The sequence below is a fragment of the Ruegeria sp. G2 genome, assembly GCF_056533505.1.
The window spans coordinates 46,000-63,551 of the sequence record NZ_JBQFON010000007.1; the positions used below are offsets into that span (position 1 = coordinate 46,000).

Genomic DNA, 17,552 nt, shown 5'->3' on the forward strand with positions numbered 1-17,552 from the left:
CGGAGGAATTACAATGGGCCTGCTTGTCGACGGCGTTTGGCATGACACTTGGTATGACACCAAATCCACTGGCGGGGCGTTCAAACGTTCGGCCGCACAGTTTCGCAACTGGATCACGGCCGATGGGGCACCTGGCCCCTCGGGGCGTGGCGGATTCGAGGCGGAGAGCGGGCGATATCATCTGTATGTCTCTCACGCCTGCCCCTGGGCGCATCGCACGCTGATCTTTCGCGAGTTGAAGGGGTTGCGAGAACACATCTCGGTCTCGGTGGTACATCCGGATATGCTGGATAAAGGTTGGACCTTTGAGACAGACGACCATGGAGCGACAGGAGACAAACTGTTCGGACATGATTTTGCCCATCAGATCTATACCCGTGCCGACCCCAACTATTCAGGCCGCGTGACGGTGCCGATCCTGTGGGACAAAGTGGAAAAGACCATCGTCTCGAACGAAAGCTCGGAAATAATCCGCATGTTCAATTCGGCTTTCAACGGGATCACCGGCAACGCTGATGATTACTGGCCCGAGGCAATGCGGGACGAGATCGAAGAGGTCAACGCGCGCATCTATTCCGATGTTAATAACGGGGTGTACAAATGCGGCTTCGCCACCTCGCAAGAGGCGTATGACGCGGCCATAGGCCCTCTGTTCGACACGCTGGATTGGCTTGAGGATCGTCTGGCACGCAACCGCTATCTGATGGGCAACCGCGTGACCGAGGCCGACTGGCGCGTGTTCACCACGCTGATCCGGTTCGATCCGGTCTATCACCTGCATTTTAAATGCAACAAGCGGCGCCTGGTGGATTACCCGAACCTCTGGGCCTTTACCCGCGAGCTGTATCAGTGGCCCGGCGTGGCCGAGACGGTGAACATGAACCACATTGTGCGCCACTATCACTACAGCCACGATAGCATCAATCCGCATCGGATCATTCCGGTGAACCCAGAGCTGGATTATTCAGAACCCCATGGACGGGATCAGCGCCCGGCGGCGTAGTGCTCGACCATTGCTGCCAGATCCTCGGGCGGGGTCGAGCTTTGCACATAGGCGCAGGCATTCGCACTATGGGCAAAGATGGACCCGTCCGAGAAGAATGTGGTGTTGGTGACAAAGATCACCCGCGCCTCGGGCCTGCGATAGCTTGCAAAATCGGCAACCGCCAAGGCGCTGCCGGTTTCCAAAACCAGATCCAACACGATGATATCGAAGGCTGTGCCATAGAGCGCCAATATTGCAGCCTCTTGCGTCTCAACCAAAGTGACCTCGGCCTCCTGCCTTTGCAGATGCCGTTGCCAGACCCGACCTAGATCGGGGTTACTCTCAACAATCAGTACTTTCATTTGCAACAACCTCGGCACGTGATATGGGTGAGTGGTGCCGACCCCTGTTGTCCGTGATCACGCGATTTCCTTAACAAAGTGTTAACAGCGCCCGCACAGGGCCATGAACTGGCAGATTCGCTTGTATGAGCGGCAAAAATCCGCTTGAAGCATACGAAATAGGCGATTCCGGCTGAGGCTGATGGTTGGACAGGATGACAGATTGAACCCTCGGGCAGCGCGCGATCATGGCGGGGGTTTGGATGGCGCGATGGCCCGGTTCGGAGGCCTTCGCACGGACTGGATCGACCTGTCAACGGGGATCAACCCGCACGCTTATCTGGTCCCGGGCCTGCAGCAGTCGGACTGGATGGAACTGCCCGATCATGGCGCGTTCGAACGCCTGTCGGACGCGGCGCGGGTGTTTTGGAATGTGCCGGATGGGGCCGAGATTCTGCCCTCGCCTGGCGCTTCAGCAGTGATTGCCCGCTTGCCCGCGCTGGCCAAAGCGGGCCGCGTGCAGATCACAATGCCCACCTATAACGAACATGCCGCCGCGTTCACCGCGCAGGGCTGGACGGTGCACGAGACTGGCCCCGCTCAGGCACGGGTCATCGTGCACCCCAACAATCCCGATGGGCGCACCTGGCAGGACGCGGATGCCAATGCACCGCTGACGGTGATCGATGAAAGCTTTTGCGACGTCACCCCCGACGCCTCGCTGATCCATCTGGCGGGGCGGCCCGGCGTCGTGGTGTTGAAGAGTTTTGGCAAGTTTTGGGGGCTGGCCGGGTTGCGGCTGGGTTTTGCGATCGGCCATCCCGATCTGATCGCACGGTTGAACGACCTGACCGGACCCTGGGCGGTTTCCGGCCCGGCGCTGCGGATCGGTACGCAAGCGCTGCACGATACGGTTTGGGCGGAAGATACCCGCATGCGTCTGGCAAATGACGCAACCCGGTTGGATCAGCTTGTAACGGCCAAAGGCGCTCGGTTGATCGGTGGAACCAGCCTGTTCCGCCTCTATGACGTAGACGATGCCGGCGCGTGGCAGGACCGGCTGGCACGGGCGCATATCTGGAGCCGTATATTCCCCTATTCCAGAACCTACCTGCGCCTTGGATTACCGCCAGCAGACGGCTGGGCCCGTTTGGAAGCAGCGCTGTGAGCACCGCGTTTCTATTGGTCTGCGCCATGTGTCTGGACGCAGCACTGGGTGAGCCGGATTGGCTGTGGTCGCGGATTCGCCACCCTGCCGTGTTGATGGGCAACGCGATTGGCTGGCTAGACAACTGGCTGAACCATGAGGCGTATCGCCGCCTCAAAGGGGTTGCGACGGTACTCATCCTGGTTGTGGCGGCACTCATCCTTGGCCGGTTGCTGGCACTGCTTGGTCCGATCGTCGAGATCGTGGTCTGCGCCATCCTTCTGGCACAGAAATCCCTGATCACCCATGTTCGCGCAGTTGGCGAAGGCCTGTTGACCTCGCTTGCCGAAGGGCGCGCTCAGGTCGCCATGATCGTCTCGCGCGATACGCGGGACATGACCGAGGCGCAGGTGGCGCGCTCGGCCATCGAAAGCGCAGCCGAAAACCTGAGCGACGGGGTGATTGCCCCAGCCTTCTGGTTTCTAGTCGGGGGTCTGCCGGGGCTGCTGGTCTACAAGGTCGTCAACACCGCCGACAGTATGATCGGCTATCGCAACGACAAGTACCGCGCCTTCGGTTGGGCAGCGGCGCGGCTGGACGATCTGCTGAACCTTGTCCCGGCACGCCTGACGTTTGTATTGATCGTGGCGCTGTCCGGCCAATGGTCGCGCTGGGGAGAAATGGTAGAGGATGCAAGCCGCCATATCTCACCCAACGCAGGCTGGCCCGAGGCCGCGATGGCGCGCGCGCTGGATATCGCGCTGGCCGGGCCGCGCAGCTATGACGGGCAGATGCGGGATCTCGCCTGGGTGAACGGGAATGCCCGGCAAGATATCGACGCGGCAGAGGTTTTTCGCGCATCCAACATGCTCTGGCAGGTTTGGGGGCTTGCGCTTGGGCTCGTGTCGGTGTGGGTTGGGTTCAACTTCATATTCTGACGGATCAGACCCATGCGTTTCCTTTCCGGCCTTATTGCCGCCGCCTTCTTCGCCTCACCCGCCCTTGCCCAGTGCGGCGGTGGGTTCAATACTTTCGTCAAAGGGCTGAAAGCCGAAGCCATTCAGCAGGGTTTCGACAAGTCCACCGTTGACAGCTTCTTCAACGGCGCGCAGCAGGACGGAGCCGTTCTGAAAGCTGACCGCGCGCAGGGCGTATTCCAAAAACCCTTCATCGACTTCTCGCGCCGCCTGATCTCGCAAAACCGGATCGACCGGGGTAAGGCCATGTCAGGGAAGTACGATGCCGTATTTGACCGGATTGAGCGTGAATACGGCATTTCGCGAGGTGTGCTGCTGGCGTTCTGGGCTTTCGAGACCGACTACGGCGCGTTTCAGGGTGATTTCAACACCCGAAACGCGCTGGTGACGCTTGCCCATGATTGCCGCCGCCCCGAGCTGTTCCGGCCGCAAATCTTCGCTGCCATCGAGCTGTATCAACAAGGCAATTTCGACCCGACCCGCACCACCGGCGCATGGGCGGGCGAGATTGGTATGGTGCAGATGCTGCCGCGCGACATTTTGGAAAACGGCGTGGATGGGGACGGAGACGGCAAGGTTTCGCTAAAAACCTCGGTGCCGGATGCACTGATGTCCGGGGCCAAAATGCTGTCGCATCTGGGTTGGCAACCGGGTCAGCCATGGCTGCAGGAGGTCACAGTGCCCGCGCAGATGGACTGGTCTCTATCAGGCCCCGGCAAGCCCCGCCCGGTGTCCGAGTGGCAGGCGATGGGCGTACAGGCGCGCAGTGGGTCTTTGAGCGACCTGCCCGCCTCGCTTATCCTGCCACAAGGGCACAAGGGCCCCGCCTTTCTGGCTTACCCGAATTTCGATGTTTATTTCGAATGGAACCAGAGCTTCGTTTACGTCCTGACGGCCGCCTACTTCGGCACAAGACTGGAAGGCGCGCAGATCTACGACGCAGGCAACCCCGCACCGGCGCTGACGGGCGCGCAGATGAAGCAGTTGCAGACAAAACTGCAGGCACGGGGGCACGACGTGGGCAAGATCGACGGCATCCTTGGGGCCGGAACACGCGCAGCGGTGCAGGCCGAACAGGTACGACTAGGTCTACCGGCCGATGCCTGGCCAACGACACAGCTGTTGAACCAGCTATGAGGCTCAGCGCCTAGGCGACCTTTGCCGGTTCACGTTTCACTGACGGATCAAACGCATGGATCGATACCACCGAGCCTTCTGTAACGATGGCGGTATTGGGTTGTACTTCAACCCAGCCGTCACTGTCTGCATCAAGCGGCTCGGAAGATATCACTATCCCGTCTTCAGAGGCCCGGTAATGCAAACTGGGTGCATAACGATCAGACGCATAGCGCGCCGCAAATACACGCTTGCCATCTGACCAGCACGCCGCAAACCGCATATAGGGTAACGACCCGCATTGTCTGGACAGCGCTTCCACCCGCCCCACGGCCCGTGCCATTGAGCCGATCGGGTTTGAATCCAGACCTTCACCATGAGCAATCAGAAAGATCGCCTCGCTTTCCGTGGCACCCATTCGGTGCCCGTACAAATGTGCCGGGATCATTGAGTCGAGCTCTTGCCGGATTTGGTCATGCCCACCAGCCTGGCCATTATGCATGAAGCTCCATTTGCCAACACCGAACGGGTGGCAATTGTTACGCGAAGTCGCAGTGCCAGTCGACGCTCGCACATGGGCCAGAAACAGTCGTGATCGTGTGTGATGTGCCAGTTGCTTGAGATTTGCATCAGACCACGCGGGATGAGTGTCCTTGTAGAAACAAGGCGTTTCGCGGTCAGAATACCAAGCCAGTCCAAACCCATCGGCATTGATCGGTGTCTTCCCTATCAATGCGTTGCGGCTTTGAATGACCAGCGATTGCTCCTGCTCTTGAACCAACTCATCCAGATATCGCTGTTCCCCAACCCAAGCTAAAAAACGGCACATATTGTGAACCCCATAAAATCTATTGATCTGGAGCATTCTACAACTCCAACAGCTAAAAATTATCCCGTTCTTCACCCTATGCGATCATAATTTCTATCAATATGTCGCTTTGGCTGTCAAAAACAGATCAATTACTCTCTCTTGATCGGATAGCGGTCACCTTTCTCGTCGATCAGGATCAACCGTTCCCCACTGCGAACATACAGATCGCACCGGCTGAATCCGTTGCGATAGGCGATGCAGACGCTGCCATCCTGGGCGATGGAATACGTACCAAAGGCAGTATCCCCGCTGGCGTAGGTGTAGGAATAGGCCCCTCCGGCCGAAAATTTGGACTGGCCGTCGTCGTAGAAAGTTAGTGTACGACCTGCCAGCGCCTCAAGTTCCTGAGGCGACAATGGGATGTCGCCGGGCTTGGTGGGCCAGTCGGCAGCCCAGAGGGGATTAGCCGCCAGCAATGCGAGAATGAAGTATCGGATCATGATGCCAGCCTAACCTGATATGCGGGCGATGGCTCATAACGTTGCGGTGATCGTTCAGGCGACCATCTGCTCGGCCTTTTTCAGATCGACCGAGACCAGCTGACTGACGCCCTGTTCCTGCATCGTCACGCCGAACAGCCGGTCCATCCGCGCCATGGTCACCGCGTGGTGGGTGATGATCAGGAAGCGCGTATCGGTCTGGCGGCACATCTCGTCCAGCAGGTCGCAAAAGCGGGTGACGTTGGCGTCATCGAGCGGCGCGTCGACCTCGTCGAGCACACAGATCGGCGCGGGATTGGCGAGGAAGACGCCAAAGATCAGCGCGGTTGCGGTCAGGGTCTGTTCCCCACCTGACAGCAGGCTGAGGGTCGACAGCTTCTTGCCCGGCGGTTGGCACATGATCTCAAGGCCCGCATCCAGCGGGTCGTCGCTTTCAACCATGACCAGATTTGCCTCACCGCCGCCGAAGAGGTGCTTGAACAGCATCGCGAAGTTCGAGTTCACCTGTTCAAACGCGGTCAGCAGGCGTTCGCGTCCTTCGCGGTTGAGGCTGGCGATACCGCTGCGCAGGGCTTTGATGGCCTCTTCCAGATCAGCCTTTTCACCGTTCAGCGTGTCGAACTCTTCCTGAACTTCCTTGCTATCCTCTTCGGCACGCAGGTTCACCGCGCCCATGGCGTCGCGCTGGCGTTTGTGGCGATTGACCTCGGCCTCTAGCGTGTCGGCGGCGGGCATCTGGTCGGGGTTCACGTCCAGTTGGTTGAGCAACTGGTTGGGCGTCAGTTGCTGATCCTCGGCAATCCGCTCCGCCGCTGCGACCACGCTCTCCTTGGCCGCATCACAACGCGCCTCTGCCGCCGCACGGGTCTCGCGCGCTTCGGAGGCCAGACGTTCGGCTTCGCGCTCAGCAAGAACCACCTCGCGCTGCGCTGTCTCGGCTTCCGCCAGCTTGTCAGCGGCTTCGGCCCGGCGGGCCTCGGCAGTTTCGATCAACTCGTTCAGTTCTTCCCGCGCCTCAGCGATTTCGCCGGGGGCGGCCATTGCTTCGGACAGCTCCTCTTCCGAGCTTTCCTTGCGCTCGGCCAGTTCGGAAATCCGCTTCTCGGCCGTTTCCAACCGGTGCCGCCAACCGCTGAGGTCCTTGGTGACCTCCTGCGAACGCCGGGTCCGAGCCTCACCTTCACGACGCAACTCGTCATGGGACGAGCGGTGGGTTAGCATGGTGATCCGCGCCGCCTCGACTGTCTGTTTGATGTCCTCGACCTGCGCGCGGGCGCTATCGAGGTCGCCCAAACCAGTCAGCGCTGCTTCGGCTTCGCGCAGCTGGGCGCGGGCGGACATGGCGTCTTCCTTGTGGCGGTCAACCGCAAGGGTGAGAGTTTCCAGCTTACCCTGTGCCAGATTGCGATCCGCCTCGGCCCGGCTGAGCATGCGCGCCGTTTCCGCCATGCGCTGATCCGCGGCACGGCGGGCTTCGCGGGCACGACGATCAGCTTCGGTGACGTCCGCCAGTTGCTGGGACAGGGCCTCATGCGCGGCACGGGCACCATCGGCTTGCGCCTCGGTGCGGGTCAGTTCCTGTTTCAGCGCTTCCAGCTTGTTCAGCTGTTCCAGCCGCAGAGCGGCGGCGCTTGGCGCGTCTTCGGCCCAAGCGCGGAACCCGTCCCAGCGCCACAAATCGCCCGAGCGCGAGACCAGCCGTTGCCCAGGTTTCAGCGACGCCTGCAACCGTGCGCCCTGATCCGCATCGACCAGACCGATCTGCGCGATCCGGCGGCTGAGCCGGTCGGGACCGGACACATGCAAGGCCAGAGGCTCTGCTCCGTCTGGCAAGGTTTGATCGCTGTCATAGCCCGCCACCTGCACCCAGCCTGAAGGCCCGTCACCTTCGACCAACGGAGCACGCAGATCGTCAGCCAGTGCTGCCCCTAGCGCTTTTTCATATCCCGAAGCCACGCGCAGCAGGTCGAGCACCTGCCCACCTTCAGCCGTGTCGCGTTCGACCAGTTTCGCCAGTGCGGTGGTTTCGGCCCGGATCGCACCCAGTTCGCCTTCAGCCTCGGAGCGCTTGGCGCGGGCCTCTGCCTCACGCGCCTGCGTGTCGTTGCGCAGCTCATCGGCAGCGGCGAGAGCTTCTTCGGCGGACTCAGCAGCTTCACGGGCCTCTTCTTCGCCCTCCTGCGCGGTCTCGAACGCCTCGCTGGCGCGGGACAGAGCATTGCGCGCCTCGTCCACGGCGGCCCGGGCCTTTTCCTCTTCGCCTTCGGAGCGGGTCAGTGTCTTGCGGCTGTCTTCAACCAATCGCTGCGCCGATTGGTGTCGCGCCACCAGGCGCGCCATGTCTTCGGTTTCCTGCGACAGGCGATCTTCGCGATCTTGCAAAACCAAAGCGGCTTCGCGGGCAATTTCCGCAGCTCCGGCGACCTTCTCGTCATAACCCTCGGCGGCTTTGGCAAGCTCGCGGGCCTCCCATTCCAGCCGTTCGATCATCTCACCCGCATCCCGGTTCAGGCCGGATTCGCGTTCGATGTCGTTCCCCAACTGCTGGATTCGGTTGGTCAGAGTCTCGATCGTCTGGCGCGCGCGGGTTTCCTGATCCGAGAGCTGATCGCGCTGCACTTGCTGACGTTGCAGGACGGCGGCGGCGATGGCCTCTTCCTCGCGCAGGGGGGGCAGGGTTTCCTCGATCTCAGCGCGTTTGGCAGCGGATTCGCGCGCGGATGCCTCGGCGCGGGAGGCTTCGGTGATCCGGTCGCGTAGCTTTTCCTCGGCCGCCTGACGGGCCATGTCGGCCTCTTTCCAACGGCGATAGAGCAGCATCCCTTCGGCCTGACGCAACAGCTCGCCGATCTCACGATAACGCGCAGCCTGACGGGCCTGACGGGCGAGTTGCGCCAACTGCCCGCCCAATTGTTCCAGCACGTCATCCACGCGGGTCAGGTTGGCCTCGGTGCCTTTCAGTTTCAGTTCGGCCTCGTGGCGGCGTTGATAGAGGCCTGAGATGCCCGCAGCCTCTTCCAGAATGCGGCGGCGCGCGCGGGGCTTGGCGTTGATCAACTCAGCAATGCGGTTCTGCCCCACCAGCGCAGGCGAATGCGCACCGGTCGAAGCGTCGGCGAACAGCATCTGCACGTCGCGGGCGCGCACGTCCTTGCCGTTGGTCTTGTAGGCACTGCCCACATCGCGGGTGATGCGGCGGACGATCTCCAACTGGTCGCTGTCGTTGAAGCCGGATGGCGCCAAACGTTCCGAGTTGTCCATCGTCAGGACCACCTCGGCAAAGTTACGCGCAGGCCGAGTGGCAGCGCCCGCAAAGATCACATCCTCCATCGCGCCACCGCGCATGGATTTGGGACGGTTTTCACCCATCACCCAGCGCAACGCTTCCAGAAGGTTGGATTTGCCACAGCCATTGGGACCGACGACTCCGGTCAACCCGTCCGCGATGATCAGATCGGTCGGGTCCACGAAGCTTTTGAAGCCGGTCAGTTTGAGTTTGCTAAAGCGCAATGGCTGCTCTTGGTGTGATTCCTATGGTTAGGAAGTCTGCGCAACGGATGGGGGAGGTGTCAACGTGATTGCGCAGGATATGGGATGATTGGCCGAGTTATCCACAATATCTTGGCAAGACTACGCAGGGTTTCGCGTATCTTAATACGGCGAACATTCGAAGACCTGATATCCATAGTCTTCGTAATAGCCATAATCGACGCATTCATAAGGGCGGCGTAGGAGCGCTCCGAAAATCAGCTTTTCCCCCAGTTCCTTGTCGCAGCCCAGCACGCCCACAGTTACGGCCGCGTCGCCCAGAACGTCCAGAAGCGGACAGCCCGAGACCTGTGCCATCGCCAGCGCGGCGCGGTCGCGGATTGGACCAAGGCGCGGGGCGTATTGCGGGTTTATGCGGACGGCTTCGGCCAGTTCGTTGCGGACGCGGACGTCAAACACGCTGCCATTCACCGAGATGCGCGTCGCGGGCAACTCGCGAAAATAAGGCGTGCCGCCCGAACAGGCAGCCAGCAGCAGTAAGGCAAGCAGACGGATCATACCGCCGTTCTTGCGGCAATATGGTTAATGAATCCTTTCCCAGATCAGGCGCGCAGCACCTCTCCCAACCGGCGAATACCTTCGCGGATCGTATCCTCATCGGAATTGGAAAAGCTCAGCCGGATCGTGTTGGCCCCGGTGTCATCAGGGTAGAACGCCTGACCCGGGACAAAGGCCAACTTGACGGTTTCAAGCGCCCGGGCCAGCAGGTCAGCCCCGTTCACCCCTTTGGGCAAGGTGACCCAGATGAACATGCCGCCCTCGGGCCGGGTCCACTCCACACCATCGGGCATATGCTGGGCCAACGCCTCCAACATCGCATCGCGGCGGGCGGCATAGGTGCGGCGCAACATCGGAACGTGGCTTTCGAAACAATCCCGCGCCACCTGATACACAGCCATCTGGTTGATAGTCGAGGAATGCAGGTCTGCGGCCTGCTTGAGCAGCACCATTTGCGAGATTACAGGTTTCGCACCTACCACCCAGCCAACACGCAGACCGGGTGACAGGGTTTTCGAGAAACTACCACAATAGATCGTGCGGCAGTTTTCGATTGATCCCTTGCGGGCCTGTTCCAGCGCCATGATTGGGGGGATCGGGTCGCCATCATAGCGCAGCGCCTGATAGGCCCCATCCTCGATCACAGCACAGTCCAATTCCTCGGCCAGATCCAACAGCGCTTCCCTGCCCCGCAGGTCGACGGTCTCACCCGTCGGGTTGGCGAAATCAGCGGAGAGATAAGCGAACTTGATCGGACTGCCATCCGCCGCTTCTCGGTACTCAGCCGCGCCACGATTGCCGTTGACACTGAGCTGATCGAAGCGCGGCTCATAAGCGTGAAAGGCATTCAGCGCGCCCAGATAGGTGGGCCAGCCGACCAGCGCGGTATCGCCCGGCGATAGAAACAGCTTACCCAGATAATCCAGCGCCTGCTGAGAACCGGAGGTGATCAGGATGTTGTCGATGTCGCACTCCACAACTATCCCGCGCATGTAGCCAACCAGCCAATGGCGCAAGGGCGCATAGCCCTCGCTGACAGAGTATTGCAAGGCCTGAGCCTGTTGATCCGGGCCTAGCGCGTTCTGGAACGCCTCGGCAAAGGCCTCAGCCGGGAACAGGTTCGGGTCAGGGATACCACCTGCGAACGAAATGATACCGGGCTCGCCCAGAAGCTTCAGCAATTCGCGGATTTCGGATGCTTTCATTCGGGATGCGCGGGTGGCGTAGAGCTGATCCATCGTTGCGGGCCTCCTCCGCCCTTAGGTCGCAGACTAGGCAATGCACCTCTTATGTCAATAATACTGACCCAATGTTTCAACCTCTGTGAGCGGCTTGAACGCGCCTCGCAATCGTGGTCAAGTGAGTTGACCAATTTCAGATGTTAGCCGGATGCCTTTTCAAAAAGTTCAGACCGAAAAACTATCTCTGGCCGTGGTGCGCCAGATTGAGTTGTTGATCTTGCGCGGCATCCTGCGCCCCGGCGAACGCCTACCCTCGGAAAGGGAACTGGCCGAGCGGATGGGCGTGTCGCGCCCCTCGCTGCGCGAGGCGATCGCTGATCTGCAGGATCAGGGATTGCTGACCGCCAAGGCCGGGTCAGGCATCTATGTGGCCGAGGTTCTGGGCTCGGCCTTCTCGCCCGCTTTGATCCGGTTGTTCGGCAATCACGACGAGGCGGTGTTCGACTATCTCTCGTTCCGGCGCGATATGGAGGGGCTGGCCGCCGAGCGCGCCGCGCGGATGGGATCGGACAGCGATCTGAAAGTGGTGCAGACCATACTGGACAAGATGGAAGCCGCCTACGCGCGTAACGCTGCCGAAGAAGAGGCGCATCTGGACGCCCAGTTCCATATGGCCATCATCGAGGCCAGCCATAACGTGGTGATGCTGCACATGATGCGGTCGATGTTCGATCTGCTGCGACAAGGCGTCTTCTACAACCGTCGGATCATGTTCCAGCAGCGCACCACCCGCGATGCCATTCTGGATCAGCACCGCGCCATCAACACAGCGCTACAAGATCGCGACCCAAAGGGAGCGCGCCGTGCGGTCGAGGACCATCTGAATTTTGTCAAAGGTTGCATGGCCGATAAGCAGAAGGCCCTGCACAATGAAGAAATCGCGCAGCAGCGACTGAAGCACGAGACCGGCGAGATCTAATGTTTATAGGACATTTACCGGGCGCCTACTTGATCTTCCGAACGACTGCGCCGAACCTGGGCAAGCTTGCATTTACAGCTGCGATGATCGGAGCCGTGGCGCCAGATATAGACATATTCTGGTTTTATCTTATCGATGATCGCGGGCACCATCATCATTCCTACCTGACGCACCAACCAATCATCTGGGCGAGCATTCTGCTTTTAGGTCTCCTGATCCGGCAATGGCGTCTACAAATCGGAACCTTTCTGACCTTCCTGGGCGCGGGCGGGTTAGTTCACATGTTATTGGATTCGATCACGGGTGAGGTTGCGTGGTTCTGGCCGTTCTCCGACGCAACGCATCCGCTGGTCGTAGTGCAAGCGACACACTCTCATTGGATATTGTCTTTTCTCAACCATTGGACTTTCAAGGTTGAGATCCTGATTACCGTGATCGCTCTAATTGTTTTTGTCGTGACCTGGCGCAGATCAAAGCGCAGTCCCTAGCAACAAAAAAAACCCGAGCGCTACGCGGCCCTCGGGTTTTTCAATTCATATAATCCGGGCGATCAGTGGAGCTTTTCACCGACATCCGCGATGGATGCGTCGATCAGCTTGTTCGCCTGCGTGGCGGTCATTTGCTTGGCTAGAACGGCTTTCGCTGCGGAAACCGCAACGGTGACGGCCTGATCGCGAACTTCCTTGACTGCTGAGGCCTCAGCCGATGCGATCTGATCCTGTGCAGCCGCTAGACGGCGTGCAATGGATTTCTCCAAATCGACCTTGGCTTGCTCAGCGGCCAATGCCGCGTCCTGCTTCGCCGCTTCGACGATGGCGTCGGCCTGTGTCTGCACCTCGCGTTGCTTGCGCTCATACGAGGCTAGCAGGCTACGCGCTTCTTCATGCAGGGCACGTGCTTCGTCCAGTTCGGACTGGATGCCTTCGGCACGTTTGTCCAATGCACCACCGATCATGCCGGGGACCTTGAAGTAGAACAGGACCGCGATGAAAACGATGAAGCCCAGAAGGACCACAAAATCGGTGTTACCAAGCGAAAAGAACGGTCCGCTTGCAGCCAGCGCAGGGCTGGCGGCACCAACGGTCAGGATAAGGGCAAGAGTGTTCCGCATGTCACTTATCCTTTCGTCTGTGCGTCTACTGCACCGTTGATGGCTTTGGCATCCGCCTCGCCGCCCAGTGCGGTGACCAGTTCAGCCGCCGTATCCTTGGCAACCACTTGAATGCTTTCCTGCGCACCGGCACGGATTTCGGCAATCGCCTTTTCCGATTCAGCCGCCTTTGCAGCGATTTCCGCGTCCGCCTTGGCAATCGCATCATCCAGACCAGACTGGATTTCCGCGCGGGCTTCCGCTGCGATACGCTGTGCCTCAGAACGGGCATCGGCCAGCGCCTTGTTATAGGCCTCTTCGGCCTCGACCGCCTTGGCTTTCAGATCTTCGGCCGCAGCCAGGTCATTTGTAATGGTCCCCTGACGTTCCGCCAGGATTGCCGCGATGCGCGGCAGCGCCACGCGGGACAGGACCAGAAAGATGACGACCAGCGTAATGACCAGCCAGAAAATCTGGTTGGGGAACCAATCGAAGCAGAGCTGCGGCATCCCGATGGCAGAGCCATAGGAGTCGACGCACGAGCCGGCTACTTCTTCGGCAATAGGTTCTGTCGCCATGATATCCTCCGTCGGAACGTAGTCTTTACAACAGATGGGCCGCTATGGCTTGGGCCCATCTGCGCGTAAGGATCAGGTTCCGCAGATTATACGGCGAACATCAGCAGCAGCGAGACCAGGAATGCGAAGATCCCCAGGGCTTCTGCGAACGCGATACCGATGAACAGGGTTGCAGTCTGCGATGCGGCTGCCGAAGGATTGCGCAGGGCGCCGGCCAGGAAGTTGCCTGCAACGTTGCCCACCCCGATTGCGGCTGCGCCGGAACCGATTGCTGCCAGGCCTGCGCCGATGTGTGCGAGATCGCCTTCCATGATGTGTCTCCTTACGAATTGGAAGTTTCGATGTTGGGTGTTCGGACCTTAGTGCGACGGATGCAGTGCATCTTTCAGATAAACACAGGTCAGAATGGTGAATACGTAGGCCTGAATGAAGGCCACCAGGACCTCAAGACCATACATTGCGGTGATCGCAAGAACCGACACGGGCGAGATCACGGCAATCGCGGCGAAGCCTGCGAAAACCTTGATAACCGCGTGGCCAGCCATGACGTTACCAGCAAGACGAATAGAGTGGCTGACGGGGCGTACAAAGTACGAAATCAGCTCGATGATCGCCAGGATCGGGCGCAGCGCCAAAGGCGCGCTGGAGACCCAGAACAGACCCAGGAACCCTGCACCGTTCTTGACAAAACCCAGAATGGTCACGGTCAGGAACACGGCCAAAGCCAGCGGGATGGTAACTGCAAAATGCGATGTGGTGGTGAACGAGGTCGGGATCAGGCCCAAGAAGTTCGCGGTTACGATGAACATGAACAAGGTCATGACATAGGGGAAGAACTTGACGCCTTCCTTGCCGCAAATGTCTTCAAGCATCTTGTAGATGAAGCCATAGGCCAGTTCTGCAATCGACTGCATGCGGCTTGGGACGATCGCGCGCTTGGACGTTGGCAGAACCAACAGAGCCACCACGGCCAATACGGCAAAGAACAGCCACAGTGTCACATTGGTGACCGTGAACATGCCAACCGCACCGTCGCCGAACAACGGCTTGACGATGAACTGGTCCATCGGGTGGAATACCAGGCTGCTGCCTTCTGCTGCGGTGGTCTCGGTCGCCACGTTCAGTCCCTCTCGTCCTTTTCGGCCGCATTTGCAGCCGTTTGTTTCTCTTGAACCTCTTTCGCGCTGCGGAGCATAACCTTCACGCCCGCGACAAGGCCCAGCAATGTAAATAGCACCAGAAAGATCGGGATCGTCCCGAGCAGGCTATCCAGCCCGTATCCGATGCCAAATCCGATCCCCAGACCGGATACCATTTCGATGACCATCCTCCAGGCAAGCTCACCCCCGGACACGTCAGCATCTGCGCGAGGCTTGGGCGCTTTGGCCTTTTTTGCCGCGTCGATCTTGGCCTCCAGCTGCGCCATACGCTGCTTTTGGTCATCATCGGTCACGGGCGTTTCCCTCGCACAGTCTTGGGTAGGGTGCTAAGGGGCTGAGGGCGCAGAGTCAACGCTGTTAACTGTCCGCCCAAAATACCTCTAACAATTTGATTTTTATATTAGAAGTACGACTTCACTCAAATCATCCCATTCGTTAAAACAGGCCAAACGGGCGAATTGGGCGAATTCTGCATATTCAACCTTTCGGTTGATCTTTTCCAACTGCATCCCGCTGCCTGCGCCTGACGATCCGCCCGTCGATAAGCAAAAGCCCGACAAGAATTGCCCCCATGCCCAACAGGTGCTCGGGCCGAAGCGTCTCATTCAGCACCCATGTTCCCAGCACCAGCGCAGAGACCGGAGCGATCAGGGTGACCGTCGATATATTCGTTGGTCCCACTTTGGGAAGAAGCCAGTAGAATGCGATAAAGGCTGCGGAGGTCAGTACAAAGCCGATCATGGCCAGCGAAGCCCAGGTTTCGATCCGGGTGATATGGGGCACGCCTTCGCGCCACAAGGCTAGCGGAGCTATTGCCAGTGTCGCGCCCGTCAGGGCCAGCGCGACCAGAACAACCGGCGGCATTTCCCGGAAGGCGCGCGCGATGTTGACCGAAAAGGCATAGCAGACAGGGGCGCACAAGGTGAGAAGAATTGCCCAGAACTCGGATTTTGCGCCTGAGTTTAGCACCGGCAACGACAATACTACGATACCCGCAAAACCACAGACCACGCCCAGGGATTTCAATAGCGTCGCCCGCTCTCCTCCGGGCCAGAAATGCGATACAACAACCGCAAAAGCAGGCGTCGTGGCATTCACGATCCCTGCGACACCCGCGCCAATATGCTGTTGACCCAGGGCATAAAAGGCAAATGGAGCTGCATAGCTGAGCACGCCAAATCCCAGCAACCCGGCTGCACGACCGAAGGTCAGATTGACTTGCAAACGGGCGCCCAACACATAGACCCAGCACCCCAACGCACCAAAACCCACCCTCCCCATCGATACCGACAGTGGCCCAAGCTCGCGCAGCAGAATGGCATTGAACATGAATGACATGCCCCAGCCGATGCCAAGTATGCAAATCACTAACCAGTATTTCAGTGCCATTCCCAAACCTTTTTTGTTTGCTGGCACCTTGTCGTTGCAGCGAAAATTGTCAAACCGGTTCTTGCGCTTTAGGAATGAGCCATGTCCAACGACCTCGACACTGTTTTTGCGGCCCTCGGCGACCCAACCCGCCGCACCATCCTTGCGATGCTGCTGGAGGACGATATGGCCGTCACCGACGTGGCTGAACCGTTCGACATGTCATTGGCTGCGATCTCGAAACACTTGGTGATCCTGACCAAGGCCGGGCTGATTTCTCAGGAAAAACGAGGGCGGGTTAAGTGGTGCAAGCTAGAGCCTGACGCCCTGCGTGCGGCGTCGGTCTGGATGCAGGGTTTCGGACAGTTCGAACCGGTCAATCTGGATGCGTTCGAGCGGTTCCTCGAGGTCGAACTACCCTCGGACGAGGCCTGAGTTTCAACGCACCACAAAAACTGACATGCTGGCGTGTTTGGCCAAATAACCAGCATGACTGGAAAAGATATAGTCTGTGATCCTTGGGGCGTGAGTCCCGACCACAATCAGATCAGCACCAATATCTTCTGCCGCGCGGGTCAGATCGCCATCGACTTCGGCAGCGACATCGACCGAGTGTATATTGCGTGTGGCAACCGGAGCGCCGCTTTGTTCTGCAATCTCACTAGCACAGTCCTTCAGCTTTTGCTCAATTGCGTCTTTCGAAAGATTAACATCCCCGAGCTGAGTGCCCGTGACACTTACGACGGTCACTTTGGCGGCTTGCCAGCTGGCCAATTGTGCTGCAACTTCAGTCGCCTTCTTGACCTCGGGTGGCAGGTGCAGGTCGACTGGGACCATAATATGTTTGAACATTTCATCTTCCTCCTCGCCAAAAAGCATAGAGAAATTCGCATATAACCACTTTGACCTGCCTCAAAGGTGCTGGGAGCCGTTAGCCTAACCTTCTCGGCTATATTCGACCCCGGTCACGACGCCGGTCGCATCGGCCCGACAAAGCCATGGCGCCTCTGCCCCTGCCACGAAAACACTGGTGACCGAGCCAGTCGGTCCGGATTGCGTCGAGATTGCTTTGACACCACTTGGCCCGGTCCCGGTTTCAGCACCTACCAGAGCCTCGCAGCTTGCCTGCAGGTCAGCCTGCGCGGCGTCGTTCGCTCCTCCGGTTGCACAAGCGGACAAGGCAAACAGCACAGGAACAAGGAGGGTTGATTTCATAGCGAAACTCCGCACTCAAATAGCTCTTAGTACCGGCCAACTTGCCAGACCCGATTC

Annotated in this window: 21 protein-coding genes; 7 read left to right on the forward strand and 14 right to left on the reverse strand. The window is 59.3% G+C overall.

The window, feature by feature from the left end:
- Positions 1 to 13: 13 nt before the first annotated feature.
- Positions 14 to 1,003, forward strand: coding sequence for a glutathione S-transferase family protein (locus tag ACR0DU_RS13765; RefSeq protein ID WP_170781070.1), 990 nt, complete (start codon positions 14 to 16; stop codon positions 1,001 to 1,003).
- Here the strand turns inward: ACR0DU_RS13765 and ACR0DU_RS13770 are convergent.
- A complete protein-coding gene (locus tag ACR0DU_RS13770) occupies positions 985 to 1,347 on the reverse strand; it encodes a response regulator transcription factor (RefSeq protein WP_008756687.1) in 363 nt (120 codons plus the stop codon). The two genes, ACR0DU_RS13765 and ACR0DU_RS13770, sit on opposite strands and share 19 nt — an antisense overlap.
- Positions 1,348 to 1,528: 181 nt before the next feature.
- Between ACR0DU_RS13770 and ACR0DU_RS13775 the strand changes: the two genes are divergently transcribed.
- Genes ACR0DU_RS13775 through ACR0DU_RS13785 form a run of 3 tightly spaced genes read left to right on the forward strand, consistent with a single transcriptional unit; the run spans position 1,529 to position 4,587 of the window.
- A complete protein-coding gene (locus ACR0DU_RS13775; RefSeq protein WP_480875344.1) occupies positions 1,529 to 2,494 on the forward strand; it encodes a threonine-phosphate decarboxylase in 966 nt (321 codons plus the stop codon).
- Positions 2,491 to 3,411: an adenosylcobinamide-phosphate synthase CbiB gene (gene cbiB, locus ACR0DU_RS13780; protein WP_480875346.1), complete on the forward strand. Its 921-nt coding sequence runs from the start codon at positions 2,491 to 2,493 to the stop codon at positions 3,409 to 3,411. Before ACR0DU_RS13775 ends, cbiB begins: the two co-directional genes overlap by 4 nt.
- Before the next feature lie 12 nt (positions 3,412 to 3,423).
- Positions 3,424 to 4,587: a lytic murein transglycosylase gene (locus ACR0DU_RS13785; RefSeq protein WP_480875349.1), complete on the forward strand. Its 1,164-nt coding sequence runs from the start codon at positions 3,424 to 3,426 to the stop codon at positions 4,585 to 4,587.
- Positions 4,588 to 4,597: 10 nt separating this feature from the next.
- Here ACR0DU_RS13785 and ACR0DU_RS13790 read toward each other — a convergent pair whose 3' ends face one another.
- From ACR0DU_RS13790 to ACR0DU_RS13810, 5 genes are all read right to left on the reverse strand, one after another.
- The gene (locus tag ACR0DU_RS13790; RefSeq protein WP_480457312.1) at positions 4,598 to 5,395 is read right to left on the reverse strand and encodes a class II glutamine amidotransferase; all 798 of its coding nucleotides are present in this window, start codon (positions 5,393 to 5,395) and stop codon (positions 4,598 to 4,600) included.
- A 131-nt stretch (positions 5,396 to 5,526) separates the two neighbouring features.
- Positions 5,527 to 5,877: a hypothetical protein gene (locus ACR0DU_RS13795; protein ID WP_480457311.1), complete on the reverse strand. Its 351-nt coding sequence runs from the start codon at positions 5,875 to 5,877 to the stop codon at positions 5,527 to 5,529.
- Positions 5,878 to 5,931: 54 nt separating this feature from the next.
- Complete coding sequence (locus tag ACR0DU_RS13800) at positions 5,932 to 9,387, reverse strand: chromosome segregation SMC family protein (RefSeq protein ID WP_480875351.1); 3,456 nt, start codon at positions 9,385 to 9,387, stop codon at positions 5,932 to 5,934.
- A 141-nt stretch (positions 9,388 to 9,528) separates the two neighbouring features.
- Positions 9,529 to 9,924 (reverse strand): hypothetical protein, encoded by a 396-nt coding sequence (locus ACR0DU_RS13805; protein WP_170781062.1) that lies wholly within the window; start codon positions 9,922 to 9,924, stop codon positions 9,529 to 9,531.
- 44 nt (positions 9,925 to 9,968) lie between these two features.
- On the reverse strand, positions 9,969 to 11,162 hold the full coding sequence (locus tag ACR0DU_RS13810) for an aminotransferase-like domain-containing protein (protein ID WP_480875354.1): 1,194 nt from the start codon (positions 11,160 to 11,162) through the stop codon (positions 9,969 to 9,971).
- A 151-nt stretch (positions 11,163 to 11,313) separates the two neighbouring features.
- On the opposite strand from ACR0DU_RS13810, the gene ACR0DU_RS13815 reads away from it, so the two are divergent.
- Both ACR0DU_RS13815 and ACR0DU_RS13820 read left to right on the forward strand, forming a co-directional pair.
- Complete coding sequence (locus tag ACR0DU_RS13815) at positions 11,314 to 12,084, forward strand: FCD domain-containing protein (RefSeq protein ID WP_170781058.1); 771 nt, start codon at positions 11,314 to 11,316, stop codon at positions 12,082 to 12,084.
- The gene (locus ACR0DU_RS13820) at positions 12,084 to 12,572 is read left to right on the forward strand and encodes a metal-dependent hydrolase (RefSeq protein ID WP_480875355.1); all 489 of its coding nucleotides are present in this window, start codon (positions 12,084 to 12,086) and stop codon (positions 12,570 to 12,572) included. Before ACR0DU_RS13815 ends, ACR0DU_RS13820 begins: the two co-directional genes overlap by 1 nt.
- Before the next feature lie 62 nt (positions 12,573 to 12,634).
- Here ACR0DU_RS13820 and ACR0DU_RS13825 read toward each other — a convergent pair whose 3' ends face one another.
- The 6 genes from ACR0DU_RS13825 to ACR0DU_RS13850 form a co-directional block, all read right to left on the reverse strand.
- Positions 12,635 to 13,195, reverse strand: a complete 561-nt coding sequence (locus tag ACR0DU_RS13825; protein ID WP_170475783.1) for a F0F1 ATP synthase subunit B — start codon at positions 13,193 to 13,195, stop codon at positions 12,635 to 12,637.
- 5 nt (positions 13,196 to 13,200) lie between these two features.
- On the reverse strand, positions 13,201 to 13,752 hold the full coding sequence (locus tag ACR0DU_RS13830) for a F0F1 ATP synthase subunit B' (RefSeq protein WP_480875358.1): 552 nt from the start codon (positions 13,750 to 13,752) through the stop codon (positions 13,201 to 13,203).
- 86 nt (positions 13,753 to 13,838) lie between these two features.
- Complete coding sequence (locus tag ACR0DU_RS13835) at positions 13,839 to 14,063, reverse strand: F0F1 ATP synthase subunit C (RefSeq protein ID WP_005981269.1); 225 nt, start codon at positions 14,061 to 14,063, stop codon at positions 13,839 to 13,841.
- 48 nt (positions 14,064 to 14,111) lie between these two features.
- Positions 14,112 to 14,870: a F0F1 ATP synthase subunit A gene (locus tag ACR0DU_RS13840; protein ID WP_010437618.1), complete on the reverse strand. Its 759-nt coding sequence runs from the start codon at positions 14,868 to 14,870 to the stop codon at positions 14,112 to 14,114.
- A gap of 2 nt (positions 14,871 to 14,872) precedes the next feature.
- Complete coding sequence (locus ACR0DU_RS13845) at positions 14,873 to 15,205, reverse strand: AtpZ/AtpI family protein (protein ID WP_170543010.1); 333 nt, start codon at positions 15,203 to 15,205, stop codon at positions 14,873 to 14,875.
- Between the two features lie 184 nt (positions 15,206 to 15,389).
- Positions 15,390 to 16,301: a DMT family transporter gene (locus ACR0DU_RS13850; RefSeq protein ID WP_170771061.1), complete on the reverse strand. Its 912-nt coding sequence runs from the start codon at positions 16,299 to 16,301 to the stop codon at positions 15,390 to 15,392.
- A gap of 81 nt (positions 16,302 to 16,382) precedes the next feature.
- On the opposite strand from ACR0DU_RS13850, the gene ACR0DU_RS13855 reads away from it, so the two are divergent.
- A complete protein-coding gene (locus ACR0DU_RS13855) occupies positions 16,383 to 16,715 on the forward strand; it encodes an ArsR/SmtB family transcription factor (protein WP_010437612.1) in 333 nt (110 codons plus the stop codon).
- A 3-nt stretch (positions 16,716 to 16,718) separates the two neighbouring features.
- Here the strand turns inward: ACR0DU_RS13855 and ACR0DU_RS13860 are convergent, their stop codons facing one another.
- Positions 16,719 to 17,132: a universal stress protein gene (locus tag ACR0DU_RS13860; RefSeq protein WP_260024633.1), complete on the reverse strand. Its 414-nt coding sequence runs from the start codon at positions 17,130 to 17,132 to the stop codon at positions 16,719 to 16,721.
- Between the two features lie 84 nt (positions 17,133 to 17,216).
- On the reverse strand, positions 17,217 to 17,495 hold the full coding sequence (locus ACR0DU_RS13865) for a hypothetical protein (protein ID WP_170475771.1): 279 nt from the start codon (positions 17,493 to 17,495) through the stop codon (positions 17,217 to 17,219).
- Positions 17,496 to 17,552 lie beyond the last annotated feature (57 nt).